Raw genomic sequence first — 25,355 nt, forward strand, 5'->3', positions numbered from 1 at the left:
CGGTCGCGTCCGTTCGGGCCATATTGTTCGGCGCCTCGCCCGGATCTGAACACCAGCAGCTTGCATGAATGCAAGATATCGGCTTGCGTGCCGGCAGGAGAAAATGCGCCGATGTCTTCCAAGCTCGCCTGGGACGATTTCCGTCTGGTCAAGGCCATCACTGACCATGGCGGGTTGACGGGGGCGGCCGCGGCGCTTTCGGTCAATCATTCCACCGTGTTCCGACGCCTCGGGCAGATCGAGGAGCTGGTCGGCATGCCCCTCTTCGAGCGCCGCAAGACCGGTTATGTCGCGACCGTGGCCGGTGCCGAGATGGCCTCGCTGGCCGGGCGCATGGAGGAGGACGTCACCGCCTTCTCACGCCGCCTCGCCGGCCGGGACGTCGCTCCCTCGGGCGAGATCAGGGTGACGACGACCGACACGCTCCATCTCCATCTGCTCCTGCCGATCTTCGCCGGTTTCCGGCGGGAGCATCCGGCGATCCGGCTCGATGTGGTGATCGGGAATCAGGCGCTCAACCTGTCCAAGCGCGATGCCGACGTCGCCATCCGTGCGAGCGATACGCCGGGCGAGACGCTGGTCGGCCGGCGCGTGGCGACGCTGGCCTGGGCGATCTACGGCCGCGCGGACGAAGAGATGGCGGCCGAGACCGCCGACCCGGCGGCACTCTACAGACGCGACTGGGTGGCGCTCGGCGACCAGCTCTCGCATGTCAAGGCGGCGCGCTTCGTGCGCGAGCACGTCGCGCCCGAGCAGATCGCGCTGAAGAGCTCGGCGGTGCTCGGCATCACCGAGGCGGTCGAGCTCGGGCTGGGCATCGGCCCCCTGCCCTGCTTCATCGCCGACCGGCGGCCGGGGCTCATGCGCCTGATGCCGCCCAACCCCGATTTCGCAACCGGGCTCTGGGTGCTGACCCATCCCGACATCCGCCACGTCCCGCGCGTGCGGGCGTTCATGGACTACTGCAGCAACGAGCTGATGCGGCACCGGCCCTTGATCGAGGGTGGCGCCTAGACGATCGCGCGAGTGTTCCGACGCGATCACGACGAGCTGTCTTATTGTTCGTGCGTTGGATGTGTTCCGAGTCGTGGACTTGCCGCCCGATCTCTAGCCGATCTCGACGACGACGCGGCCCTTGACCTTGCCTTCGACGATCGCCTTGCCGGTCTCGATGACGTCCTCCAGCGGGATCGTCGTGGTCATGGCGGCGAGCTTGTCACGGTCGAGATCGGCCGCGAGACGCTGCCAGGCCTCGAGACGGCGGGGCTTGGGACACATCACCGAATCGACCCCGAGAAGCGCAACGCCACGCAGGATGAAGGGTGCGACCGAGGCCGGCAGGTCCATGCCCTGCGCCAGGCCGCATGCCGCGATGGCACCGCCGTACTTCGTCATCGAGAGCAGGTTGGCCAGCGTGTGCGAGCCGACGGCGTCGACACCTGCAATCCAACGCTCCTTGCCGAGCGGGCGGCCAGGCTGGGACAATTCGTTGCGGTCGATGATCTCGGATGCGCCCAACCCCTTGAGATAGTCCGCCTCCTCCGCACGTCCGGTCGAGGCGATGACATGCCAGCCGGCCTTGGCGAGCAGTGCGATCGCGACCGAGCCGACGCCGCCGGCCGCGCCGGTGACCACGACGGGACCATCCGCGGGCTTGAGGCCGTATCGCTCCAGCGCCAGCACGCAGAGCATCGCAGTATAGCCGGCCGTGCCGATCGCCATCGCCTCGGCAGGCGTGAGTCCCGCCGGCAGCGGCACCAGCCAATCGCCCTTGACGCGGCTCTTCTGGGCATAGGCGCCGAGATGCGTCTCACCCGTACCCCAGCCGTTCAGCACGACGAGATCGCCCGGCTTGAAATCGGGATGCTCGGAGGTCTCGACGCGGCCGGCGAAATCGATGCCCGGGATCATCGGCCAGCGGCGCACCACCGGCGCCTTGCCGCTGATCGCGAGCCCGTCCTTGTAGTTCACCGTCGAATGCGTGACGCGGACGGTGACGTCGCCTTCCATCAGATCGCTCTCGGCGAAATCGGCGAAGGCGAGGCTCGGCCCCGTCTCGCCCTTCGTCGCCACAAGGGCCCTGAATGTCGTCATCGCCGTCTCCCTGGATCGTCCGCGTCAGAGAACAGCGGCCCGGACGCCGACGCAAGCCGGTTCTCCTCCGTTTGACGGACGTCCGCCGATCGGTGGCCGCCCTAGCATGCCGGCATTCCCGGCTGCACTGAAAGGCCGCATGCATGGTTGCCGTCACCTTCGACAGCTACCCACCCTGGCAGCAGATCGACGACTACGCCAACATTGCGGTCACGACCACCGCCGGCACCCTGACGGCCGCGGTCACGGAATATCGCTGTCTCAAGAAATTCGCTCACGGCGCCCGCGGCTGCGACGATGCGCTGTCGGTCAAGGACGCGCTGCTCCAGACCCACAAGGAGGTTCTCAAGGCCTTCGGCGGCGGTCAGAACATCGTCGACATCTTCACCGGCAAGGCCAGCGTGGCGACCATCGCCAGGGGGCTCGGCGCCGTCTTCGAGTACCGGCGTCCCTTCGTCGAGAAATACATCAAGTCGCCGGACCCGAACCGGCGCAAGGCCGCGGAGATTCTCGCCACGCCTTCGACGGACGTGCTCGCGCGCTTCGCCTACGCCTTCATCGGGCTCGACTGCAACGGCTTCGTCGGCAACTACCTCCGGCAATTCCCGTCGCTCGCCGGGCTGACAGAGCAACATGCCCCGAGCCAGTGGTACAAGTCGCTGCCGGCCGCAAACTTCAGGAAGAACGTCGCGGAGTTCGAAGTCGGCGATGTCGTGATCGCCTCCAACTTCGCGCATATCGGCGTCGTCGATTCGCCCGGCCACTACAACCAGGTCGATATCGCGCAGAGTGGCGGCAAGATCATGTACAGCAGCCACAAGATCACCAAGGGATCGGTCAAGGACCGCGGCACACTCTTCACCATCGACAAGCCGAGCGGCGGCTTCGCCGGCTGCCCGACCGTCTACGTGGCGCGCGCGGTATCGAACACCGCCCACGGCCATGTCGCAGGCTATGAGGCAAGGGGCTGAGCCGGACCTGCCGGCCGGCTCAGCCGACGCGGATGCGCAGCGCCTCAGGCGGGCTGTGCGGCGGAGCGCTCGACCGGCCGCTCGACGATCGGCAGGTTGATCAGCGCCGAGGCGACGCCGAGCGCGACCGAAAGCCACCAGACGAACTGATAGTTGCCCATCGACTCGTAGAGCACGCCGCCGAGCCAGACACCGAGGAAGCCGCCGACCTGATGCGAGAAGAAGGCGAAGCCATAGAGCATCGCCATGTATTTGGTGCCGAACATCAGCATCACCAGCGAGGAGGTCGGCGGCACTGTGGAGAGCCAGAACAGCCCGATGACCACACCGAAGGTCAGCGCCGTCAGCGGGCTCGCCGGGATCAGGATGAAGGCGGCGATCGCCACCGCGCGCCCCAGATAGATCCAGGCGAGCAGATGGCGCTTCGGCATCCGCGTCGAGAGCCAGCCCGACGAGAGCGAGCCGACCGCATTGGCGAGGCCGATCACCGCGAGCGTCCAGCCGCCGACCCAGGCCGGCAGGCCGGCATCCTTCAGATAGGCCGGCATATGCACCGTGATGAAGGCGAGCTGGAAGCCGCAGGTGAAGAAGCCGAGCACGAGCAGGACGTAGCTGCGGTGCTTGAAGGCCTCGCCCAGCGCCTGCACGATGGTCTGGTTCGGCAGATTGGGTGCGGCGGCACCGGCCGCAGCGCCGGTCTTGCGCGTCGCCATGACGATCGAGATCGGCAGGATCGGCAGCAGCGTGAAGGCGAAGACGACCAGCGCCTGCTGCCAGCCCAGCGTATCGATCAGGATGTTGCCGATCGGCGGGAACAGGAACTGGCCGAAGGAGCCGGCGGCCGTGCCGGCGCCGAAGGCCATCGGACGCCACTGCTCCGGCAGCAGCTTGCCGAAGGCGGCGAGCACGAGGTTGAACGAGCAGGCCGAGAGACCGAAGCCGATCAGCACGCCTGCGCCGAGATGGAGCTGCAGCGGCGACGTGGCATAGGCCATCGTCACGAGGCCAGCTGCATAGAGCAGCGCGCCGACGCAGAGCACGCGGACCGTGCCGTAGCGGTCGGCGATCGCACCAGCGAAGGGCGCGCCGAGCCCCCAGAGCAGGTTCTGGATCGCCAGCGCCAGGCTGAAGGTATCACGGCCCCAGTGGAACTGGACCGTCATCGGAATCTGGAACAGGCCGGCGCTGGCGCGCGGACCGAAGGTGATGAGCGCGATCAGGCAGCCTGCCGCGACGACGATCTCCGGTGCGTAGCTGCGGGCCGGATTGGAGCTCATGGATCTCTCCGAAGGCTGGAATGTGTGGTTACACGTTAGCGACTCGCCCTTGCCGCAACCAGCGCGTTTTCGTGAAATCCGGCATCACAGACCGATATGGACCGGCGCCGACGCAGCGGCGTTAACCGGCGCTCAACCTTACCGAGGCGATAACGGATTCCAACGAAGGCCCCGGGAATCGCCGGCCGTCTTCGGTTCCGTGTCGCCGGGACGGGTGCGTCGCTTTGAGTCATTTGCGTCTTCACAGACGGAAACGTGGAGGTCGGGCGCCGGGACTGCGCTGGGCCGCGGCAACGGCAGCGCCCTGGGCGCTCTCGGTCGGGCTGCTGGTGTCCTTCACCGCGTCGGCCGGTCAGAATTTCGGGCCGAACGGCCTGCCCTCCAGCGCGATCCCGCGCGTCGCTCCCGGCCCGGCATCGGCCCTGGCCGAAGGACCCTCCATGCTGGTGGCGGCAAGCGCGTTCCGCCTGCCCGGCCTCGCGCTGACTTCCGCCATCGTGCGGACGAGCCTGTCGTTCGAGGATCCCGAACGGCGTATCGTGGTCGACCCGCGCCAGCCCCGCGAGGATATGAAGCGCTCGGTGACGAACTTCCCGGAGGTCGACCGCACCGCCAAGGGCGACATGCTGCCGAGCCTGCGGCCGGGCCTGTCCGGGCATCCATCGGTCGAGCTGGAGGCCGTCGTCTTCGGCGAGACACAGCCCCGGCTGATCTCGGGCGGCTTCTCGATCGACGCGATGCGCGCCGCCGAGGCCGTCGAGGGACCGCCGAGCGGTTTCGAGCCCTACCCGATCGACGAAGGACTGACCGACCCGGCGCTGTCCGATTCCTCGCCGGTCTCGCTGAAGCCGAAGATCACCTCCGCCCGGCAGGCCGAGCTCTATCTCGACAGCATCGACGGGTCCTCGCCTTCGGTTCCGGCCGCGCGGCAACGCGATTCCGCGACGCCGCACTCGGCCATCGCCATGGCCGAACTGACGCCGCCCGCCCTGCCCGCGCATGGCGCGCAGCCGGCGGCGCGCATCACCTTGGCCTCCGCGCCGGCGACCCGCGACCTGCGGCTTGCGGCGCCGGGCGAACGACAGAGCTATGCCGGGCTGATCGCGCCCGAGAACATGGCACGCGAGCAGCGCTGCCTGGCCGAGGCGGTCTATTTCGAGGCGCGCTCGGAATCGGCCGAGGGCCAGGCCGCCGTCGCGCAGGTCGTGCTCAACCGGGTCAAGAGCGGGCTGTACCCCGCGAGCGTCTGCGGCACGGTCTATCAGAACGCCAACCGCTACCTGTCCTGCCAGTTCACCTTCGCCTGCGAGGGCAAGTCCCTGCGCATCACGGAGCCGGGCCCCTGGCGCGATGCGGTGCGGATCGCCCGCGAGGTCTACGAAGGCCAGACCTATCTGGCCGAGGTCGGCGCCTCGACCCATTATCACGCCCGCTACGTCAGGCCCTACTGGGCGAAGCGGCTGAAGAAGATGGACACCATCGGCCAGCACGTCTTCTACCAGCTTCGGCCCGGGCAGACCTGATCGGTAAAATGCCAATGATTTCCTTCATCTGCCGGCAATCTGGATGAAGGACGCCGCGCTCGTGGGCGTGGTTAATTTTACCTTGTTTTAGCGTTTACCTTGCGTTCATCACCCCGAGCGGGCTTCCTGACCACGACGAACGGCGCGACAGCCGCCGGAACCGACAGGTCAAGGTCCAACATGGTGCGAACGCTTTCTTCGCGGCGCCTCGTCGCCGCCTCGGCATTCACGACCGCAGTTCTGCTCGGCGCCGGCGCAGCGCAGGCGGGCGGCTGCCATGGCTCGGCCTGCTACAACCTCGTCGACACCCCGCCGGTCTACGGCACGATCGACGAGACCTATCAGGTTCGGCCCGCACAGGTTCAGCGCCATGTCGTCCCGGCTGAATACGAGACCGTGACCGACACCGTGATGATTGCTCCGGCGCGGCAGATCCCGCACTACCGGGCCGCCGTCTACGACACCGTCACCGAAAAAGTGCTGATCGCGCCCGCGACGCGGCGCTGGGAGGTGACCCGCGACGCGTGGGGCAACACGGTCGGATGCTGGGTCGATGTGCCCGCGCAGTACGGTTACCAGAGTCGCCGGGTCGAGGTTTCGCCGGCCTCCGTCGAATATGAGACGGTTCCTGCCGTCTACACGCAGCGTCAGCGCAAGGTGATGGTGCGCCCCACCCAGGTCGTGCGGGAGGAGATTCCCGCCGCCTATGCGACACGGCAGCGCCAGGTTCTGGTCAGCCCCGGCTCGCAGTACTGGTCCCGCGCCCGCTACTGAGCGCGGTCCCGCAGAGTTTCACGCAGACCCTTTATCCACGGAACGACCACTTTCAGCCCCGGCTTCGCGCCGGGGTTTTTTCTTGCGGCTTCGGGGTCCGCACGGCGGCAGCCGCTCAGACGTAGCGCTCGCCGAGCAGCAGCACGCAGACGCCGATGACGAAGGCCAGGAAGCGAGCCGGCATGCCGACCAGCGTGCCGGGCGAGCGCCCGGCCGCATAGCCTGCCAGCAGTTCCACGAGGCCGAGGCCGAGCAGCACGATCGCGAAAGGCGGAAGGGCCCCGTCCCGCGCGACCACACCGGCCTTCACGGCATAGGCGACGGCGGCACCCAGGACGGCACCAAGCGCGACGAAGAGAAGCTCGTTCCGCGACAGGCGCATCACAGCCGTCAGCGGCGGCGGAAATTCTGGCGCGGCGGGCCGCCCGGCGCCGGACCCGCCGTCTTCTGGCGGAAGTTGATGCGGCCACGGTCGAGATCGTAGGGCGACATCTCGACGATGACGCGGTCACCGGCGATCGTACGGATGCGGTTCTTCTTCATCTTGCCGGCTGCATAGGCCAGGATCACGTGGTCATTGTCGAGCTTGACCCGATAGTTGCCGTCCGGGAGCACCTCGACCACCGTGCCGTCGAATTCAAGCAGTTCTTCTTTCGCCATCTGTCGTCCTTCGTGAGCCCTTGTGCGCAAAGGCGGGCCATCGTCCCGTCAGGATAACGAATGAGCCCGCCCTGTTCTGGCCGATTGCGCGTCAGCGCGCGCGCCGCCGGGCGCCGTCGGTGCGTGGTTGTTGTGTTCTTTGCTGCAAGAATGCGACGCCGCCAAGCCCTTCTTTCGCGGAAACCGCTTCTTTTCGTTGCTGCCTCTGCTCAGGACGCTGCTGCCGCTCGCCCGTGCGAGGGCGATGCTCCTGCCGCTGCTCCTGACGATCCTGGCGCTCCTGCCGCGGCGCCCCGCCGGCATGGTTGCGATGGCCGCCCTGGTCGGAGCGCTTGCCGTCCGCCCGCTTGGCCTGTCCCTGCGGCCTGCCCTGCCCTTGCGGCCGGCCCTGCTGCTGGCCGCGGCCGCCGCGATTCTGCTGCGGCTTCTTCGGCGTGCGGCCATCCCAATAGGGCACCTCGCCGACCGGGGCCGGCTTGACGCCCGTCAGCTTCTCGATGGCGGCGAGGTCGCCGCGCTCTTCCGGCGTGCAGAAGGCGATGGCGACGCCGGCCGCGCCGGCGCGCGCAGTGCGGCCGATACGATGAACATAGGTCTCGGGAACGTTCGGCAGGTCGAAATTCACGACATGGCTGATGCCGTCGACATCGATGCCGCGCGCGGCGATGTCCGTCGCGACGAGGATGCGCAGACGCCCATCACGAAAGGCGCCGAGGGCTCGCTCGCGTTGGCCCTGGCTCTTGTTGCCGTGGATCGCCGCCGCCTCGATGCCTGACTGCTCGAGCTGGCGCACGACCTTGTCCGCGCCATGCTTCGTGCGGGTGAAGACGATGGCGCGCTCCATCTCCGGCACGGAGAGCGTCTTCGCCAGCAGCGCAGGCTTGTCGCCGGGCTCGGTAAAGATGACGCGCTGGTCGATCTTCTCCGCCGTAGTGGCGACCGGCGTCACCGCGACCTCGACCGGGTCAGTGAGGTAGGCGGAGGCGATGTCGCGGATCGGCTTCGGCATGGTCGCCGAGAAGAGCAGCGTCTGGCGCTCCTTCGGGATCAGCGTCGCGATGCGGCGCAGCGCATGGATGAAGCCGAGATCGAGCATCTGGTCGGCCTCGTCGAGGACGAGGAACTCGATCTCGCGCAGCGAGACGGCGCGCTGGTCGACGAGATCGAGCAGACGGCCGGGCGTGGCGACGAGGATATCGATCTTGTCACCGAGCGCACGGATCTGCTTGCCGACGGGAACGCCGCCGAAGATCACGGTCGAACGCAGCGTGGTGAACTGGGCGTAGGCACGGATCGAGGTCTCGATCTGGGCCGCAAGCTCGCGCGTGGGAGACAGGATCAGGACGCGCACGGCGCGTGGCGACAGGCGCCGCGGATTTGCCAGCAGCCGGTGCAGCATCGGCAGCGCGAAGGCGGCCGTCTTGCCGGTGCCGGTCTGGGCGGCGCCGAGCAGGTCGCGGCCCTGCAGAATATGGGGGATGGCCTGCGCCTGGATCGGCGTCGGCGTTTCATAGCCCTCGGTCGCGAGCGCCTTGAGGAGCGGCTCGGCGAGTCCGAGATCGGTAAACTTGGTCAAGAAGAAGCTTTCTGGACGCCGTGATGACGGGGGGCGCATGTGGTCTCGGCTGCGCCGACGGCCCGTACCCGGCCTGGATATCAGAGAATCGGTCCTGCCGGCGAACCGCTAGCCACAGCGCCGGCAGGCTTGTCGTAGGACCGGGCGGCCACAGGCACGCCCGGTCAATCGGTCATATCACTCGGCGACGAGGTTGCCGGCCGAGGTCTTGCCGGTCTTGCGATCGGCAACGAGTTCATAGGAGACGACCTGGCCGTCGCGCAGCTCGCGCAGGCCGGCCCGCTCGACGGCGGAGATGTGGACGAAAACGTCCTGGCCGCCGTTCTCAGGGGTGATGAAGCCGTAGCCCTTGGTGGCGTTGAACCACTTCACGGTGCCCTTGTTCATGGTGTTAGTCCTTACGTTCAGATCCGCGTCTATCGGTATGACACGACGGACGCGCGGACGCCTCGCCATGGCCTTGTAGCGATGTGTGGTGGATCTGATTCGTAACCGCCACCGGACAAGCCGCCAAGCGGAGGAGTGGCCAGAACCCGGCCGCATCTCGTCTTACATCGGTACCGGTAGCATGAAATGCAAGAAGGGTCCAGTAAGGCGGGCGAAACTGCGGAACAAGCCGGGCCAGCCCGGGTTCGATCGTCAGATGGAGGGCCGCACCATGCCGATCACGCTGAAGGGTTCGTGCCGCTGCGGGGCGGTGCATTTCTCGGTCGAAAGCCATGCTCCCGTCCCCTACCAGCTCTGCTACTGCTCGATCTGCCGCAAGACGGCCGGCGGCGGCGGCTTCGCCATCAACCTCTCGGCCGGAGCCGCGACGCTGAAGGTGGAGGGCGAGGACAAGGTCGGCAGTTTCAGCGCCGAGATCCGAGGCGATGACGGTGCCTGCGAGCACTCCCAGGCGCAACGCCGCTTCTGCACGGGCTGCGGCACCGCGCTTTGGCTGTTCGACCCGCGCTGGCCGGAACTGCTGCACCCCTTCGCCTCGGCGATCGACAGCCATCTGCCGCGGGCGCCGGAAAAGACCCATATGATGCTGCGCTTCAAGGCGAGCTGGGTCGAGCCGGCGATCGGTCCGCGCGACCAGAGCTTCGACGACTACCCCGAGGAATCGATCGAGGATTGGCACCGCAAGCGCGGCCTCTGGGTCGACTGACCCGCCGGCAGCGGCCACGCCCAGCGCTCAATCGGCTATCGAGCGAGTTGCTCGATCAAGCCCCGCAACGGCCCCAGATCCGGGATGACGCGATAGCGGCCATGCCCGACCGGCTCCTCGGCGTGCTCCAGCGCCCAGGTCAATTCATGCGGCACATGGACCGCCCAGGATCCCGCTTCCAGGGCCGGCAGGATGTCCGATTTCAGCGAATTGCCGACCATCATTGCCCGCCCTGCCCCGTCGCCGTGACGCGCAAAGACCCGGTCGTAGGTGGCGGGCTTCTTGTCGCTGACGATCTCGACCGCATCGAAGAAATCGCCGAGACCGGACTGGGCGAGCTTGCGCTCCTGGTCGAAGAGATCGCCCTTGGTGATCAGGACCAGCCGGTAGTCGCCGGCCAACGCCGCCAACGTCTCGCGGGCGTGCGGCAGCGTCTCGACGGGGTGCGCCGCCATCTCGCGGCCGGCGGCAAGGATCTCGCCGATGACGGCCGCGGAAACCTGGCCTTTGGTGACCTCGATCGCCGTCTCGATCATCGAGAGCACGAAGCCCTTGATGCCGAAGCCGTAGAAGCCGAGATTGCGCTTCTCCGCTTCCAGGAGGCGCCCGGAGATCTCGGCCGCCTCGCCATGGGCGCCGAGCAGCGCGACGAAACGGTCCTCCGTCATTCGGAAGAACTGCTCATTCTGCCAGAGCGTGTCGTCGGCATCGAAGCCGATGGTGGTCAGGCTTGACATAGCTCGCAAGGTCCTCAGCCGGACGCGAAGCAGGAAGGGGGTAGCGTTTGCCCCTCCCAATCGGCATAGGCGTCGGGTGCCAACACCCGGACCGCCACCGGCTTTTCGTCGGCGCCGGGCGAGGCATCCCGATCGCCGACCTCTCCAGGTGGCAACTTGATGGTGGCTTCCTCGATCCGCCCGGGAATCCCGCTCAAATCCAGACCGAATTGCGGCAGCCGCCACGGGCGGATCGTATCGCTCGCCGTCACCAGCAGACGCACGGGCGTATCGGCCGGAAGCACGAGAGTTCCATTTACGATGCAGTCGTCGTCGGAGCCCGCTCCGCCCGGCTGGAGATAATCGTAACGCCAACCTTGCGATGTGCCGGTCGCGAGGATGCGGCGAGCAGGCTCCTGCTCTTGCGGATGGCTCTGCACGAGCAACTCCAGCGCCTCGCGGCAAGGCTTCTGCATCGCGGCAGGCTGCCCACTGCAAAGATCGGGCGTCTGCGCCACCGATGGGGCAGCAAAACCGCAGCCCAAGGCTAGCAGCAACCCGCCGAAGCTGGTGAGCCGCCCGCCCGTCACGGCTCAGCCATCCTTGGGCCTGATCGCGCCCAGGGCCGCCTGCGCGGCGGCAAGCCGGGCGATCGGCACGCGGAAGGGCGAGCAGGAGACGTAGTCGAGGCCCACGCTCTCGCAGAAGCCGATCGAGGCCGGGTCGCCGCCATGCTCGCCGCAGATGCCGAGCTTGATGCCGGAGCGGGTCTTGCGGCCGCGCTCGGCGGCGAGCTTGACCAATTCGCCAACGCCGTCCTGATCGATGGTGACGAAGGGATCGGCCTCCAGCAGGCCCTTGGCGGTGTAGGAACCGAGAAAGGACGAGGCGTCGTCGCGGCTGATGCCGAGCGTTGTCTGGGTCAGGTCGTTGGTGCCGAAGGAGAAGAACTCGGCGCTTTCGGCGATCTCGGCGGCGCGCAAGGCGGCGCGCGGCAGTTCGATCATGGTGCCGACCTGATAGTCGATCGTCGTGCCGCTCTCCTGCATCACCGCCTTGGCCATCGCGTCGATGCGGGACTTGACCAGATCGAGCTCCGGCTTGCCCATCACGAGCGGCACCATCACCTCGGGGATCACCGGCTTGCCGGTTTCCCTGGCTGCGATGACGGCGGCCTCGAAGATTGCGCGGGCCTGCATCTCGGCGATCTCGGGGAAGGCGACGGCGAGGCGGCAGCCGCGGAAGCCGAGCATCGGGTTGAACTCGTGCAACTCGGCGGCGCGCTGGCGCAGTGCATCCGGCGTGACGCCGAGCGCGCCGGCGACCTCCGCGATCTCCTTGTCGCCGTTCGGCAGGAACTCGTGCAGCGGCGGATCGAGCAGGCGGATCGTCACCGGCAGGCCGCTCATGATGCTGAAGAGCTGGACGAAGTCCTGGCGCTGCACCGGCAGCAGCTTGGCGAGCGCGGCGCGCCTGCCCTTGTCGTCCTGGGCGAGGATCATCTCGCGGACCGCCTGGATGCGGTTCTCGTCGAAGAACATGTGCTCGGTGCGGCAAAGGCCGATGCCCTCGGCGCCGAATTCGCGGGCGGTCTTGGCATCCTCCAGCGTCTCGGCATTGGCGCGGACCTTGAGGCGGCGGACCTTGTCGGCCCAGCCCATCAGCGTCGCGAACTCGCCGGAGAGTTCCGGCTTCTGCATCTTGATCTCGCCGAGCAGAACCTGGCCGTTGCCGCCGTCGATGGTGACGAAATCGCCGGCCTTCAGCGTCGTCGGGCCGACCGAAAGCGTGCCCTTGGCGTAGTCGACGCGGATCTGTCCGGCACCGGAGACGCAAGGCTTGCCCATGCCGCGCGCGACGACCGCCGCATGCGAGGTCATGCCGCCGCGGGTGGTGAGGATGCCTTCGGCCGCGTGCATGCCGTGGATGTCCTCAGGCGAGGTCTCGACGCGCACGAGAATGACCTTCTTGCCGGCCTTCTTGGCAGCTTCGGCATCGTCCGAATTGAACACGATTTCGCCGGCGGCGGCTCCGGGCGAAGCCGGCAGGCCGGTGGTCAGCACGCGGCGCTCGGCCTTGGGATCGATGGTGGGGTGCAGGAGCTGGTCGAGGGCCGAGGGCTCGACACGGCCGACGGCCTCTTCCTCGGAGATCAGCCCTTCGCTGGCGAGATCGACCGCAATCCTCAGCGCCGCCTTGGCGGTGCGCTTGCCGGACCGGGTCTGCAGCATCCAGAGCTTGCCCTCCTGGATGGTGAACTCCATGTCCTGCATGTCGCGGTAATGCTTCTCGAGGATGCCGTAGATGCGGACAAGCTCCGCATAGGCCTCCGGCATCGCCATCTCCATCGACGGCTTGTCGGAACCGGCCTCCTTCTTGGCCTTCTCGGTGATGTCCTGCGGCGTGCGGATGCCGGCGACGACGTCCTCGCCCTGCGCGTTGATCAGGAATTCGCCATAGAGCGCGTTCTCGCCGGTCGAGGGATTGCGCGTGAAGGCGACGCCGGTCGCGGAGGTGTCGCCCATGTTGCCGAACACCATCGACTGGACGTTGACCGCCGTGCCCCAGCTCGCAGGGATGCTGTTGAGCTCGCGATACTTGATGGCGCGGGCGTTCATCCAGGACGAGAAAACGGCGCCGACTGCGCCCCAGAGCTGCTTCTCGGGCTCCTGCGGGAAGTCGGAGCCGAGCGCCTTCTTCACGATGTCCTTGTACCGGCCGACCAGCACCTTCCAGTCCTCGGCCGAGAGGTCGGTGTCGAGATGGAGGCCCTTGCGCTCCTTGTAATCCTCCAGCGCCTCCTCGAAGAGGCCGTGGTCGATGTCGAGCACGACGTTGGAATACATCGTGATGAAGCGGCGGTAGCTGTCCCAGGCGAAGCGGGCGTCGCCCGAAGCCTTGGCCACCGCCTCGACCGTCTCGTCGTTGAGTCCGAGGTTGAGGACGGTATCCATCATGCCCGGCATCGAGGCGCGCGCGCCGGAGCGAACCGAGACGAGCAGCGGGTTGGCCGGGTCGCCGAAGGTCTTGCCGGTGAGCTCCGCCATGCCGGCGAGCGCGGCCTTGACCTGCGCATCCAGATCGGCGGGGAACTGCTTGCCGTGGTCGTAATAGTAGGTGCAGACCTCGGTGGTGATGGTGAAGCCGGGCGGGACAGGCAGGCCGAGATTGCTCATCTCGGCCAGGTTCGCGCCCTTGCCGCCGAGCAGGTTCTTCATCCCCGCCTCACCTTCGGCCTTGCCGTCGCCGAAGGTGTAGACCCACTTCCCACCTGCCATCACTTCAACCTCTTCGTTTGCAGCCGGACGCAGCAACGCCGCGGCGATGCGAAAGTTTCGTGTGCGAGCCACCGATGCCGTACCGGCACCCGCAGCGGGACGCGGCGGTCATGCCCAAAAGCACCTGAACAATCAATGAGCAGGTGCAACAAACTTTCCGCAGGCGCACAAGCGACGACGCATCATTTCGTCTGGCGATCGCGCGCGCCGCGCGGCCAGCGCAGCGGCCAGGCCACGATGCGCTCGGCGACGTCGTCCTCCGGCACCTCGTCCTCGTTCGCGAAGACGCGGCCCCGCACCGAAATACCGGCCGCCACGACCGTCTCCGGATCGCCCGAGACGAGCGGATGCCACCAGGGCAGGTCCCGGCCCTCGGCGACGAGGCGGTAGGCGCAGGTCGGCGGCAGCCAGGGCAGCGTGCGGACGTCCTCCGGGGTCAGCGTGACGCAATCCGGCACCGCGCGGGACCGGTTCGCATAGTCGCGGCAGCGGCAGGTGCCGGCATCGAACAGGCGGCAGCCGATATCGGTGGCGAAGAGACGCCCGGTATCCTCATCCTCGAGCTTGACGAGGCAGCAGCGCCCGCAGCCGTCGCAGAGCGACTCCCATTGCGTGCGGTCCATCGCCTCCAGGGGCGTGGTCCGCCAGAACGGCTCGTCCAGGGCGCTTTCCGGCTTCATGGCAGGCTTATGCGCCGATGCGCGGGAAGATGGAAGGGCCGCGCCGTTGCCGGCCCTGCTGTCCCACTCCGGGACAGCGAGGCTGGCTCGGATCCTGCTGTTCGGAAGGAATTCCGCGCATGCTGGGCTTATCGCCTGTGCGGGTCGTGATTATGTGTCCATTCCCGGGCGCTCTCCTGTTGCCAACGCGGCGCTCGCGCGGCAGGACTGTGTCGGGGGCCATTCGGGAAGCCTGGAACGGCCATGGAGTTCAGGAAGGCAGGCTGGAGGACGCGGCTGAAGCGCCATGCGCTCGCCGCCGATTCATGGCTGGATGCCGGGCTGTGGGGCGCGGGCCGGCATGCCGGCGAGATCTACGAGCGCATCCGCAGCTACGCCGATCGCCTTACGGTCACCGGCGGCAGGCGCCTGGCGGCCGAGTTCGCCAGCGAGGGGCTGAACATCGGCATCGTCGGCGCGCTGTTCATGCTGATGCTGGCCCTGCCCGCCTTCCGGATCGGCAACGAAGATGCCCTGAAGAGCCAGGTTCTCGCCGTCAGCTTCCTCGACCGCTACGGCAACCCGATCGGCCATCGCGGTGCCCGGCACGACGATTCGCTGAAGCTGGAGGAGATGCCGGACCACCTCCTCAAGGCCGTGATCGCGACCGAGGACCGGCGCTTCTACGACCATTTCGGTATCGACGTGATCGGCACCTTCCGGGCGCTGACCGTCAACGCCCGCGCCTCCGGCGTCGTCCAGGGCGGTTCATCGTTGACGCAGCAGCTCGCCAAGAACCTGTTCCTCTCCAACGAGCGCTCGCTCGACCGCAAGATCAAGGAAGCCTTCCTAGCGCTCTGGCTGGAAGCGCGACTGAGCAAGAACGAGATCCTCAAGCTCTATCTCGACCGCGCCTATATGGGCGGCGGCACCTTCGGGGTCGCGGCGGCGGCCGAATACTATTTCGGCAAGTCGGTGAAGGACGTCTCGCTGGCGGAGGCGGCGATGCTGGCCGGCCTGTTCAAGGCGCCGACGAAATACGCCCCGCACGTCAACCTGCCGGCCGCCCGGGCCCGCGCCAACGACGTGCTCAACGCCATGGTCGATGCCGGCTTCATGACCGCCGGCCAGGTCGACAGCGCCAAGCGCAACCCGGCGACGCCGGTCGACCGCAAGCGCGATTCCAGCCCCGACTACTATCTCGACTGGGCCTTCGACCAGGTGAAGGAGCTGGCCGACGAGGGCAAGCTCGGCTCCGACCGCGTGCTGACGGTCAAGACCCCGCATGACGCAGCGATCCAGGAGCGGGCCGACGAGGCGATCGAGACGATCCTGCGCCAGCACGGCCCGGCCTACCGCGTGAAGCAGGCGGCGACGGTGGTGATGGATCCCGACGGCGCCGTGCGCGCCATCGTCGGCGGGCGCGACTACGGCGCGAGCCAGTTCAACCGCGCGACGGCGGGCCAGCGCCAGCCCGGCTCGTCGTTCAAGCCCTATGTCTACGCGACGGCGCTTTCGGCCGGGCTCTACAGGCCCAATACGATCGTCACCGACCGGCCGGTCTGCATCGGCAACTGGTGCCCGAGCAACTACGGCCACTCCTATGCGGGCTCGGTACCGCTCTACGTGGCGCTGGCGAAGTCGATCAACACGATCCCGGTGCAGATGTCGATCGCCATCGGCCGCGCGACCGGCGAGACGCACGAGGCACGCGCCGCCGCGATCGGCCGCAAGAAGATCGTGGCGACGGCGCGCGCGATGGGCCTGACCACGCCGTTGACCGACACGGTCTCGCTGCCGATCGGCGCGGCGGAGGTGACGGTGATCGATCAGGCCGCCGGCTACGCCGTCTTCGCCAATGGCGGCAAGCGCGCAAAACCCTACGCCGCGATCGACATCACCAATTCGCAGGGAGAGCTGATCTACAGCCACGCCCGGGACGAGCCGGAGCCGCAGCAGGTGCTCAGCACGCAGGTCGTGCAGGACATGAACTTCATGCTGTCCAAGGTGCCCACGGAAGGAACCGGTCGGCGCGCCGCCCTGGACGGGATCGTCGCGGCCGGCAAGAGCGGCACGACCAATGGCTACAAGGACGCCTGGTATGTCGGCTACACCGGCAACCTCGTCGAGGCGATCTGGTTCGGCAACGACGATTCCTCCGAGACCGCGAACCTCACCGGCGGCTCGCTGCCGGCGATGACGTTCAAGGAGGTCATGCAGTTCGCCCATCAGGGGCTGGAGCTGAAGCCGATCCCGGGCGTGCCCGCCGATCCGAAGGCGGCCGCGGTCGCCAAGGCGGGCGGCGCTACGCGCGACCCGCTCGGCGCCGGCACGCCGGGCGCCGGCCATATGCCGCGCCAGTCCTTCGAGGTGCTGTCGGCCGTCGGCTCGATGTTCAAGACGATCGAACCCTCGCGCAGCGCACCCCGGCCGGTGCAGGTCGGCATCCGGGAGGTCTCGGGGCCGGAGACGCGACTGCGCTGAGCGATGGCGGCGGGTCGGCTTGAGGTCGGCAGTGGGTCGGAAGCGGAAGTTAATTCGCCTCCGCTACCAAGAGCCACTATGGACATGCTGAAGTCGATAATCGGTTGGGTATGGAGGGTTCAGACCAGACCGAACCTGATCATACTCGGAGGGCTCTGCACCCTCGTCTTCGTGTATGAAGCTGCCGGCAGGCACACCGCCGTTATTGCGATTGCACTCCTGGTTTTCCTGGCATGCGGCTTAACGTTCGTTTGGTGGTTAGGGCGAGCACCTGGCGACGATAAATGATCGAGCCGCGGCGAAGTTCTGAGATGGGTCGGAAGCAGAACTTGGACTTCTTATCCCAACGCGTTCTCACCGATGCGACGGCGGAACTCCGTCAACTCCCTCGCAGACTCAGCATCGTTGTCGAGACGAACTTTCTCAAAAAGCTCCGCGCCGCTCAAATGCCGTCCTTCTTTCACAGTATATAGTTGGGGCTCTTCGGGTCGATGCTTTCTATCGTCGGACTGGCGCTGTAAGCCCCAGGGGAGAAGTGGGTTCAATAAGCGCCAGAACAGACCCATCAGCCCAATCCGTTTTTCCGTGACAGTGCATATGCCTCGAAGTCACAGGAGCGTAGGTCCATTTGGCTTCCGAAGCTTCAAGCCAAACTCCGCAAGGGCCGAACTCCGAAATTCAAAACCGGGACATCGCCGGTGGTTGACGATGCGAGGCGGCGAGGTTCAACTCCGCCGGCCTGCGACGCAGGGCAGGCGCGGAAGGCAAGCGTGCGGATTCTCGATCTCGCCTATATCCTGGGCCTCGGTGCCGGCCTCGGGCTGGTCTCGGCGCATTGGGCCGTCGCCGGCCGCCCGGCGGTCGGCAAGGTCGAGGTCGGCTCCTGGATGGCCTGGCCCGGCAGCGGCAGCCGCGACGTCGACCCCTATATGCGGGCCTATCTGGCGCGCGGCGTGCACCTGCCGCTCGGCGCCGGCGAGGGTCTGCAGCTGATCGCCGCGCGCAGCGACGACGGCGCACCGCTCGACGGGCGCTGCCGCTATCGAATCAGCGGCAGCGTGCCGACGACGCGGGGCTGGACGCTCGAGGTCACCGACGCCGCCGGCCGGCCCTTCCGCCTGCCGCTCGAGCGGGCGAGCTTCACCGATGCCGAAGTGGTGCGCAGCGAGGACGGCGCGCTCGCGATCATGGCGGCCGCGCCGCCCCAGGCCGGCAACTGGCTGCCGCTGCCGCCGGAGGGCCGCTTCCAGTTCCGGCTGCGGCTTTACGACACCCCTGTCTCCGGCCAGACCGGCGAGACCCGGGCGACGAACCTGCCCCAGATCACGCGCGTCGACTGCCGATGAGCGCGGTCGACCATGGTTCAGCGCTGCTCCCCGCGGAGGAATCTCCGCCGCCGGCCGCTCGCCCGCCCTTACCAGCGCGGCGGCGCCTGCCGCAGCGGCTGCGCGCGGCTGCGACCCGTCTTGCCATGACGACCCTCGCCGGGCTGATGCTCGCGGCCATCGTGCATATCGTCACGATCCTGCTGATCCCGGCCCTGTCGCAACGCGATGCCGCCCATGCCTATCGCCTGCTCGGGGCAGAAGGACATGCCGAACTCGTTCCGCTCGCCGCCAGTCCCGGGGGAATGCCCGTCCTGCAGGAGGCCGACCCCAACGAGGTGACGGCGGTCTGCGGCTACGATCTTTCGGCAGGGCCGGTGCGGGTGGTCGCCCGAACCGGGACCCTGCCGCTCGGGCTCACGCTGCACCGGCAAGGCGGCGGCGTGATCTATGCGATCACCGACCGGGCCGCGATCCGCGGCGTGCTGGAATTCCTGATCCTGACGGAGGCCCAGTACGACGAGCGCGTCGCCAATGACGAGGAAGGCGAGACCAGCCGCGAATTGCGCGTGGTGTCCGACAGCGCGCGCGGTCTGATCGTCGCGCGCGTTCTGGCGAAGCGCCCCTCGGACCGGGGCGACGCCGAAGCGCTCGCCGCGAGCGTGCGGTGCGGCCCCGTCGAATGAGGCCCTGCCCGACTCAGCCCTTGTAGACCACCGGCCGCTTCGTGCCGCCGCCAAAGGCATCGTTGAGCGGCATCGTGCAGAGCGGCCCCGCTTCGGCCTCGAGCGCCATCACCGCACGCTCGGCCTTGATCGCCTCGCGCGAGGGCATCTCGACCACGAGGTTGGCGAGCGCGTGACGATAGCTGCGGATGCGGAAATCGAGACGCTCGCAGACCCAGAAGACGAGGCCTTCGTTCTCGACGACGCGCGCCAGCGCCGGCTCGCCCTTTTCCGGCGCGACGTCGGGGGAAGCCGCAACGGTGCGCATCCGCACCCGGTCCATGCTCACCACCCGCCCGGCATTGGCGCGAAACGGGCCGATGAGCAGGCGGTCCGCATTGGCATCCTCGGCCAGGCGGTTGTAGCGCGAAGCCTGCGAGGCGAAGGAGGTCGCGGTCAGGCCCCGGAAGTAGTCGGAGACGTCCACGGACTGGGCCGCGACGGGCAGAATGCGCGTATGGGCAAGGTTCGAGACCTCGCCCTGGAAGACGCTATGCGGGCTCGCGGGCATGATGAAGCGCCAGGCGCGATCGCGCATCTGCTCTTCGTCATCGGTCAGGCGGAAGGGCGAAGCGGCTTCGCCACGGGCCGATGCCGCGAGGAAACCGGCCTCGGGCGCCAGAAGCTGGGACCAGATGGTTGGCCGCGGGCGGCCGAGATCGCCGGTGGTCGCCGTACAGCCCGCCGCGAGCAGCGCCGTCGCGAGGACGGCACCGAGCGTGCGGAGCCTGCGCGCCCCACCCATCTCTGCACCCGCGGCATCGATCACGCCGGCCGCCTTGCCTTCCTGCGGCCGACCGGCTTGGCCGGCGCCGCGCGTCCGTCGCGCTGCGCGGAGGTGCGCTTCGCGGCCGGTTCCGTCGGCCGCTCGTAGCGGACGCCGGTGAAGAACAGGATCGCGGCGGTTTGCTGCGGATAGGCGCAGAAGCGAGGCTGCCAGCGCCGCCGCAGCGCGAGAGGGATGACGTCGGCCATGTGCGCCTCCTTGCTCAGCGCGGTTGCGATCGCGGGAGCCACGGAGGTTGCGGAAGCCGCACCCCGAGTCGCAGCTCTCAAGATCATCAGGCCCGTACATGGTTAACGCGGTCTTAAGGCCTCGGGGATAATCTGCGCCTCGACACCGGATCTGCTGCCTCGATGACCAAACCCGACACCACCGAACTCGCCCATCTCGCCAGGCTCGCCCGCGACGGCGGCCTCGACCTCAGCCAGGTGTCGCTGCGCGTCAAGGCGGACCTCCTGCTCTCCGCGCAGCAGCCCCCGATCGACGACCTGAGGGCCTTTGCGGAGATGGCGACGGCGCTCGTGCCGACCATCGACGAGGCGACCGCGCTGATCCTGGCGCGCAAGCTCGCCGGCTGGCGCCACACGCCGCCGCCGGTCCTGCTGGCCCTGCGGGACCGCGGCGGCGCCGTGTTCGCCGAGATGGTGCGGCACGGCCTGCCGCTCGGCACCGGCGAAATCGAGGAGCTCGCGGAGACGGGCGACGACATGCTGCTCGCCGCTCTGGCCTCGCGCCCGGACCTGACCAGCGTCGCGACGCTCATGCTGGTCGACCGCGACCTGGAGAGCCTCGACCTTGCATTGATCGCCAATATCGAGGCGCCCCTGCCTCGACCTGCGGCCGCGATCCTGATCGCCCGCGCCCGCAGCCGCGCCGCCTATCAACCCGGGCTCCTCGGCCGCCCCGACCTGTCCAATCTCGAATTGGCGCCACTGTTTCTGCGCGCCGGCCCGGAACGGCGGCTGACGATCATCGATTCGCTTTCCGCCTATGAGGCGCTGCATCCGGGGGAACGTACTCTCCCGCTCGCAACGACAGCCCTTGTCGAATGGCTCGATCTCGCCAGCGAGGACCGGTCCCGGGCGTTCGAGGCGATCGCCCGCTTCCACGGCGGCGACGAAGCCTTCGCCCGGGCAATGGAAGACGATGCCGGCCGCGAGCTTGCCGCGCTCTCCCTCGTCGCGAGCGGTACGACGGTCGAGGAAGCGACCCGCTTCCTCATCCGCCTCGGCGACGAGACGGCCCGCTCGGTAGAGCGCATCTTCGCGCTCGTGGCGCTAATGCGCGCGACGAGGCCGGTCATCGCCCGACGCCTGATCCAGCACATCGCCGGGCTCACGCCTGCTGCGGCCCAGCGGCGCGGCCAGCACCAGCCGGTCATGGATCCCAGCGGCACGCCGTCGCGGGCCGGAACCGGCGCCGCCAGGCCGGATAGCCAGCCGGCGATGTCGGACGTGCTCGGCCGGGTCGGCCTGCAACGCGAACGCGGCTAGTCCGGCGCCAGCTCCAGTCGCGGATCGCCCTCGCGGTTCTCGATTTCGACGAGCCACAGGTCGCCGTCGAAGCGCAATTCGCGCGTGACTCGGTCCTCCACCGCGAGCGGATCGGAATCGAGCAGGAGCTGGAAGCGGCGCACCCCGTCATCCGCCGCAAGCGCCTGCGGGGCCGGGCCGTAAAGGGCGGCGGTCCCGTCCAGGCGGTCGAGCTTGACGAAAATGGCGCCGGCTTCGGCGGCGCCGCGGCGGCGCAGCACCGCGACCAGCCCGTCGAGCCCCGCCTGGCGGAGCCATGCCGACACCCAGAACTCGCTGGTGAGGCGCGCCATCGGCGGCGCTCCCGATTCAGTTCGAAGCCGTGTGGCGGGGAGCGCCGCCCGAGCGGGCGTTCGCGCCCCGGATATCCGCGGGCGGGCGAATGCCCGTGCCGTTGATCAGATCCGCGATCGGGTCATGCACGACCGCATTGCGCGCCGGAGCGGCCGTGCGCGGCGCGGCGGCGACCGTAGCCGGCGGACGGGGTGCGGTCTCGCGCGCCGTCGGCTGCGCCTGCGACAGGTCGCTCGGCCGCGACGGCGGCAGGGCCGGCCCGAGCAGCGCCGGAATATCGGCAGGGGGCGCCATGACCGGGGCAGCCGGCGGCTCCCCACGCCGGGCGGAGGCCGCGGGGCGGGCCTCCTCGACGGGTGCGGCCAGCATCGGGCGGGGATGGCGGGCCTTCTGGAACATCAGGGCGTTCGCGACGATGGCGAGGGAAAGCATGCCGAACATCAGGAAGAGCATGGACCGCCCCGGGCGCCGGATCGCAGCGCGGATCGTCTGCGCGAACCAGGACGGCGACTTCCGACGCGCCGGCTGAGCCCGCCGGACCGGGGCGGACAAGGAAGCGCCGGTGCGGGCGCGGGCGGCCATTGTAGCGGACATCGTGCGGCTCTCAGGCGGTCAGACGAAGCGGTTCTTTGGTGTCGAGGCCCCGGCGAGGCGCTCTGGCGAAAGTGATGATCTTGCCCGGCTGCTCGACCATGGCGGCGGCGCCGATCGGCAGGCGGACCGAAACGCGGGTGCCGACGCCCGGCGCGCTTTCCACGCTCAGGCGCCCGCCATGGAGGCCGACGAGACCGCGCACGACCGAAAGGCCGAGGCCGGTGCCCTCATGGGAGCGGTCATAGGATCCCTTGGCCTGGAAGAAGGGATCACCCAACCGCGGCAGATCGGCGGCGGCGATGCCGATCCCCGTATCGGAAACGGAGAGGTCGATCACATCCCCGTCGCGGACGACGGCGAGGGTGACGCGTCCGCCGGCAGGCGTGAACTTGATCGCGTTCGACAACAGGTTGAGCACGACCTGCTTGAGGGCGCGCCGGTCCCCCTCCACCTGCGGCAGCGCCGGGCCGAGCACATGCTCGAGCGCGATGCCGCCGGTTTCCGCACGCAGCGCCATCAGAGCGCAGCAATCCTTGGCGAGGGCGGCGATATCGAGCGGATCATGCTCGATCGACATGGCGCCGCTCTCGATCTTCGAGATGTCGAGGAGGGTATTGACCACGTCGAGCAGATGGTGGCCGGAGGCATGGATGATCTCGGCGTACTCGGCGCGCTTCTTTGCATCCAGCCGGCCCGCATCGTCCATGCTGAGCATTTCGGAGAATCCGATGATCGCATTGAGCGGCGTGCGCAGCTCATGGCTGACGGTCGCGAGGAAGCGCCCCTTGACGTCGTTGGCCTTGAGGGCCTCGGCATGGTCGCGATCGCGCTCCTCGTCCTGAGCCCGGCGCGCCGTGACATCGCGCATCACGCAGACCACCGTAGCGCCCTTGGGCGACTTGGAACCTTCGACCCGGTGGGCCTGCATCTCGAGCCAGCGCGAAACCGGAACCCGCCCCGGACCGTGCCCATCGAGCGGCACGAACAGGGTGCGGAAGCAGGCGCTGACGCCGGCATCGCCATGGGCAGCGTCGCTCAGGGCCTTCAGGAAGAGCGGCCGATCGGCGATGTGAACGCGCTCGAACAGGCCGCGCCCCATCAATTCCCGCGGTTCGGCGCCCGCAAGCGCGCGCGCCGCCGCGTTCGCGAAGACGACCGCCCCGTCGCCGTCGTGCCAGGTCACCAGATCACCGACGTGGTCGAGCAGCGCCCGGGCCCGCTCGTCCGATGCGCGATATTCGCCGAGTTCCGCATCGCGCCGGCGCAGCATCAGTGCCGTGACCATCAGTGCCTGTACCAGCGCTCCGACGACGAAAAGCGGCATCGCCTGCCGCGACCACTCGGCGGGCGCGGAGAAAGCACCGATCTCGCCGCCGACGACAACGGCCAGGAGCGCCGCGACCGCGACCACACCCGCCCGGAACACGAATTTCCGGCCGCCGAAGCTGGCGGCCTCGACCGGCACGACGACCAGCCCGGCCAGCAGAGGCGAATTCGCGCCGCCCGTCGCCCCCGCCAGGGACACGACGAAGAGCGAGAGCGCAGCAGCCGAGACCGCGTGCGCGATGTCGAGCCGGCCGGTGCGCGACAGGATGAAGACCGCCAGCAAGGGCAAGGCCGCCGCAACGACCAGAGCAGCCTCGAAGGTGCCGAGTGCGCCACGCCAGGCGAGGTAGGCCGGGGCGAGCCCCAACGATACGGCACCGACGAGCAGGCGCGACAGGATGAAGCGCTCGTGGCGCATCCTTTCGCGGCTGTCGGAGCGCACCGATGCATGCACCAGCGCCGCCGCCTGTATCCTCAATGCTGCCATCATCAACAACGCAACGCCTAACTCTCGCGAACCGGTTCGTCCGCTGCGCGCTATCTCGCCATGGGGGGTTTAAGCGGGGCTTAAAGCGCGACAGCGGCGGCGACGGCGAGCCCGCGTCCGTTCTCATTTTATATAAATACATCATTATCTTACGCGCATTTCGGCGGATTGCCGCAGCTTCCGGCCAGTTCAAAGCAAGGTGAACGGAAGCTGAAGAGGGCTGCGCGCATTCGACTCGTATTTGAGCATTCCAAATGACGCGATTTTTCCGGATCGGGGGCTAAGGTCCGTATCGCGGCTCCCAGCCGCATTGGAGATCGAGATGGCTTATTTCCTGCGCAAGGTCGCGATCATCGGCCTGATCGCCATGAACTCGCCGGTGCATGGCGGCAAATCGGCCGAGGCCGGGCCGCCGCAGGCCGCGGGGCAGGTCGTGAACGCGGTGCAGGCGGAGACACGCGCCGCGGCCGGCAGTCTCGCCGCCGCGCGGGAGGCGGCCCAGATCCTGGCCGGGCTCGATCCGGAAACACGCGGGCGCATCCTGAGCGCCGTCGCGTCGGCGGCAACAACTCGGCCGACGACGCGTTGAATACTTGACGCGAGCCAGCCGCGGGAAGACAACCCGCCGGCCCGGGACAAGGCGCGGGCGGCAAGGCAGGACATGACCACCACCCTCGACGAGATCGTTGCCAATTTCGAACTGCTCGAGGAATGGGACGATCGCTATCGCTACCTGATCGAACTCGGCAAGGGCCTCGAGCCGCTGCCGGAAGAGGCCCATAGCGAGGCCAACAAGGTGCGCGGCTGTGCGAGCCAGGTCTGGCTGGACATGCATCGCGAAGACGGTCCCGGCCCCCGGACCCGGCTGCATTTCCGCGGCGACAGCGATGCTCATATCGTGCGGGGCCTGGTCGCGCTCGCGCTCTCGATCTTCTCAGGCCGCACGGCCGAGGAGATTCTCGCGACCGACGCCTTCGCCATCTATGAGAAGCTCGGCCTTGCCGCCCATCTCACGCCGCAGCGCTCCAACGGCGTGCGCGCCATGATCGAGCGCATCAAGAACGACGCCCGCGCGACGGCAGGCTGAGCGCCTCCGCGGGGCAAAGCCCCCTGCCCTGACAGG

26 protein-coding genes are annotated in these 25,355 nt (G+C 68.1%); 11 read left to right on the forward strand and 15 right to left on the reverse strand.

Going from position 1 to position 25,355, the window contains the following annotated elements; genetic code table 11:
* Positions 1 to 111: 111 nt before the first annotated feature.
* Positions 112 to 1,014: a LysR family transcriptional regulator gene (locus tag BGO20_RS08865; protein ID WP_291661527.1), complete on the forward strand. Its 903-nt coding sequence runs from the start codon at positions 112 to 114 to the stop codon at positions 1,012 to 1,014.
* 93 nt (positions 1,015 to 1,107) lie between these two features.
* On the opposite strand, the gene acuI is transcribed toward BGO20_RS08865, so the two are convergent.
* On the reverse strand, positions 1,108 to 2,094 hold the full coding sequence (gene acuI / locus BGO20_RS08870; protein WP_291661528.1) for an acrylyl-CoA reductase (NADPH): 987 nt from the start codon (positions 2,092 to 2,094) through the stop codon (positions 1,108 to 1,110).
* Between the two features lie 143 nt (positions 2,095 to 2,237).
* On the opposite strand from acuI, the gene BGO20_RS08875 reads away from it, so the two are divergent.
* Complete coding sequence (locus tag BGO20_RS08875) at positions 2,238 to 3,065, forward strand: DNA ligase-like domain-containing protein (RefSeq protein ID WP_291661529.1); 828 nt, start codon at positions 2,238 to 2,240, stop codon at positions 3,063 to 3,065.
* A gap of 44 nt (positions 3,066 to 3,109) precedes the next feature.
* Here the strand turns inward: BGO20_RS08875 and BGO20_RS08880 are convergent, their stop codons facing one another.
* A complete protein-coding gene (locus BGO20_RS08880; RefSeq protein WP_291661531.1) occupies positions 3,110 to 4,342 on the reverse strand; it encodes an MFS transporter in 1,233 nt (410 codons plus the stop codon).
* Positions 4,343 to 4,671: 329 nt separating this feature from the next.
* On the opposite strand from BGO20_RS08880, the gene BGO20_RS08885 reads away from it, so the two are divergent.
* Entirely contained in the window at positions 4,672 to 5,865 is a 1,194-nt protein-coding gene (locus tag BGO20_RS08885) for a cell wall hydrolase (protein ID WP_291661532.1), read from the forward strand.
* A 180-nt stretch (positions 5,866 to 6,045) separates the two neighbouring features.
* Positions 6,046 to 6,639, forward strand: coding sequence for a hypothetical protein (locus BGO20_RS08890; RefSeq protein ID WP_291661534.1), 594 nt, complete (start codon positions 6,046 to 6,048; stop codon positions 6,637 to 6,639).
* Positions 6,640 to 6,754: 115 nt separating this feature from the next.
* On the opposite strand, the gene BGO20_RS08895 is transcribed toward BGO20_RS08890, so the two are convergent.
* The 4 genes from BGO20_RS08895 to BGO20_RS08910 form a co-directional block, all read right to left on the reverse strand.
* Complete coding sequence (locus BGO20_RS08895; RefSeq protein WP_291661536.1) at positions 6,755 to 7,021, reverse strand: hypothetical protein; 267 nt, start codon at positions 7,019 to 7,021, stop codon at positions 6,755 to 6,757.
* Between the two features lie 8 nt (positions 7,022 to 7,029).
* Positions 7,030 to 7,299 carry a translation initiation factor IF-1 gene (gene infA, locus BGO20_RS08900; RefSeq protein ID WP_047578165.1) on the reverse strand — a complete coding sequence of 90 codons (270 nt, stop codon included), beginning with the start codon at positions 7,297 to 7,299 and terminating at the stop codon, positions 7,030 to 7,032.
* Between the two features lie 91 nt (positions 7,300 to 7,390).
* Complete coding sequence (locus BGO20_RS08905) at positions 7,391 to 8,875, reverse strand: DEAD/DEAH box helicase (RefSeq protein WP_291661538.1); 1,485 nt, start codon at positions 8,873 to 8,875, stop codon at positions 7,391 to 7,393.
* Positions 8,876 to 9,052: 177 nt separating this feature from the next.
* Entirely contained in the window at positions 9,053 to 9,262 is a 210-nt protein-coding gene (locus BGO20_RS08910; protein WP_158443655.1) for a cold-shock protein, read from the reverse strand.
* Between the two features lie 271 nt (positions 9,263 to 9,533).
* Here BGO20_RS08910 and BGO20_RS08915 point away from each other — a divergent pair, with 271 nt between their 5' ends.
* Positions 9,534 to 10,028: a GFA family protein gene (locus BGO20_RS08915; RefSeq protein ID WP_291661541.1), complete on the forward strand. Its 495-nt coding sequence runs from the start codon at positions 9,534 to 9,536 to the stop codon at positions 10,026 to 10,028.
* A 35-nt stretch (positions 10,029 to 10,063) separates the two neighbouring features.
* Here BGO20_RS08915 and BGO20_RS08920 read toward each other — a convergent pair whose 3' ends face one another.
* From BGO20_RS08920 to BGO20_RS08935, 4 genes are all read right to left on the reverse strand, one after another.
* Positions 10,064 to 10,765, reverse strand: coding sequence for an HAD family hydrolase (locus BGO20_RS08920; RefSeq protein ID WP_291661543.1), 702 nt, complete (start codon positions 10,763 to 10,765; stop codon positions 10,064 to 10,066).
* A 14-nt stretch (positions 10,766 to 10,779) separates the two neighbouring features.
* On the reverse strand, positions 10,780 to 11,334 hold the full coding sequence (locus tag BGO20_RS08925; protein ID WP_291661545.1) for a cytochrome c oxidase subunit II: 555 nt from the start codon (positions 11,332 to 11,334) through the stop codon (positions 10,780 to 10,782).
* Between the two features lie 3 nt (positions 11,335 to 11,337).
* The gene (ppdK, locus tag BGO20_RS08930; RefSeq protein ID WP_291661546.1) at positions 11,338 to 14,022 is read right to left on the reverse strand and encodes a pyruvate, phosphate dikinase; all 2,685 of its coding nucleotides are present in this window, start codon (positions 14,020 to 14,022) and stop codon (positions 11,338 to 11,340) included.
* 182 nt (positions 14,023 to 14,204) lie between these two features.
* On the reverse strand, positions 14,205 to 14,702 hold the full coding sequence (locus BGO20_RS08935; protein WP_291661548.1) for a YcgN family cysteine cluster protein: 498 nt from the start codon (positions 14,700 to 14,702) through the stop codon (positions 14,205 to 14,207).
* Positions 14,703 to 14,945: 243 nt separating this feature from the next.
* Here BGO20_RS08935 and BGO20_RS08940 point away from each other — a divergent pair, with 243 nt between their 5' ends.
* The 3 genes from BGO20_RS08940 (at position 14,946) to BGO20_RS08950 (ending at position 19,176) form a co-directional block, all read left to right on the forward strand.
* Entirely contained in the window at positions 14,946 to 17,165 is a 2,220-nt protein-coding gene (locus BGO20_RS08940; RefSeq protein WP_291661550.1) for a transglycosylase domain-containing protein, read from the forward strand.
* A gap of 770 nt (positions 17,166 to 17,935) precedes the next feature.
* Positions 17,936 to 18,511 (forward strand): DUF1214 domain-containing protein, encoded by a 576-nt coding sequence (locus BGO20_RS08945; protein WP_291661551.1) that lies wholly within the window; start codon positions 17,936 to 17,938, stop codon positions 18,509 to 18,511.
* Positions 18,512 to 18,636: 125 nt separating this feature from the next.
* Positions 18,637 to 19,176 (forward strand): DUF1254 domain-containing protein, encoded by a 540-nt coding sequence (locus tag BGO20_RS08950; protein WP_291661553.1) that lies wholly within the window; start codon positions 18,637 to 18,639, stop codon positions 19,174 to 19,176.
* A 13-nt stretch (positions 19,177 to 19,189) separates the two neighbouring features.
* Here the strand turns inward: BGO20_RS08950 and BGO20_RS08955 are convergent, their stop codons facing one another.
* A complete protein-coding gene (locus BGO20_RS08955) occupies positions 19,190 to 19,984 on the reverse strand; it encodes a hypothetical protein (RefSeq protein WP_291661554.1) in 795 nt (264 codons plus the stop codon).
* Positions 19,981 to 20,190, reverse strand: coding sequence for a hypothetical protein (locus BGO20_RS08960; RefSeq protein ID WP_291661555.1), 210 nt, complete (start codon positions 20,188 to 20,190; stop codon positions 19,981 to 19,983). The genes BGO20_RS08955 and BGO20_RS08960 overlap by 4 nt, the downstream gene beginning before the upstream one ends.
* Positions 20,191 to 20,352: 162 nt before the next feature.
* Between BGO20_RS08960 and BGO20_RS08965 the strand changes: the two genes are divergently transcribed.
* Positions 20,353 to 21,492, forward strand: coding sequence for a DUF2336 domain-containing protein (locus tag BGO20_RS08965; RefSeq protein ID WP_291661557.1), 1,140 nt, complete (start codon positions 20,353 to 20,355; stop codon positions 21,490 to 21,492).
* On the opposite strand, the gene BGO20_RS08970 is transcribed toward BGO20_RS08965, so the two are convergent.
* The 3 genes from BGO20_RS08970 to BGO20_RS08980 all read right to left on the reverse strand — a co-directional run bounded on the left by BGO20_RS08970 (position 21,489) and on the right by BGO20_RS08980 (position 24,235).
* Positions 21,489 to 21,824: a DUF1491 family protein gene (locus BGO20_RS08970; RefSeq protein ID WP_291661558.1), complete on the reverse strand. Its 336-nt coding sequence runs from the start codon at positions 21,822 to 21,824 to the stop codon at positions 21,489 to 21,491. The two genes, BGO20_RS08965 and BGO20_RS08970, sit on opposite strands and share 4 nt — an antisense overlap.
* 16 nt (positions 21,825 to 21,840) lie before the next feature.
* Positions 21,841 to 22,278: a hypothetical protein gene (locus tag BGO20_RS08975; protein WP_291661560.1), complete on the reverse strand. Its 438-nt coding sequence runs from the start codon at positions 22,276 to 22,278 to the stop codon at positions 21,841 to 21,843.
* 151 nt (positions 22,279 to 22,429) lie between these two features.
* Positions 22,430 to 24,235, reverse strand: coding sequence for a PAS domain-containing sensor histidine kinase (locus BGO20_RS08980; RefSeq protein ID WP_291661561.1), 1,806 nt, complete (start codon positions 24,233 to 24,235; stop codon positions 22,430 to 22,432).
* Positions 24,236 to 24,554: 319 nt separating this feature from the next.
* Here BGO20_RS08980 and BGO20_RS08985 point away from each other — a divergent pair, with 319 nt between their 5' ends.
* On the forward strand, positions 24,555 to 24,821 hold the full coding sequence (locus tag BGO20_RS08985; RefSeq protein WP_291661563.1) for a hypothetical protein: 267 nt from the start codon (positions 24,555 to 24,557) through the stop codon (positions 24,819 to 24,821).
* A gap of 72 nt (positions 24,822 to 24,893) precedes the next feature.
* Complete coding sequence (locus tag BGO20_RS08990) at positions 24,894 to 25,319, forward strand: SufE family protein (RefSeq protein WP_291661564.1); 426 nt, start codon at positions 24,894 to 24,896, stop codon at positions 25,317 to 25,319.
* Positions 25,320 to 25,355: the final 36 nt, after the last annotated feature.

The sequence above is a fragment of the Allobosea sp. 67-29 genome (assembly GCF_001898115.1).
Lineage (GTDB): Bacteria > Pseudomonadota > Alphaproteobacteria > Rhizobiales > Beijerinckiaceae > Allobosea.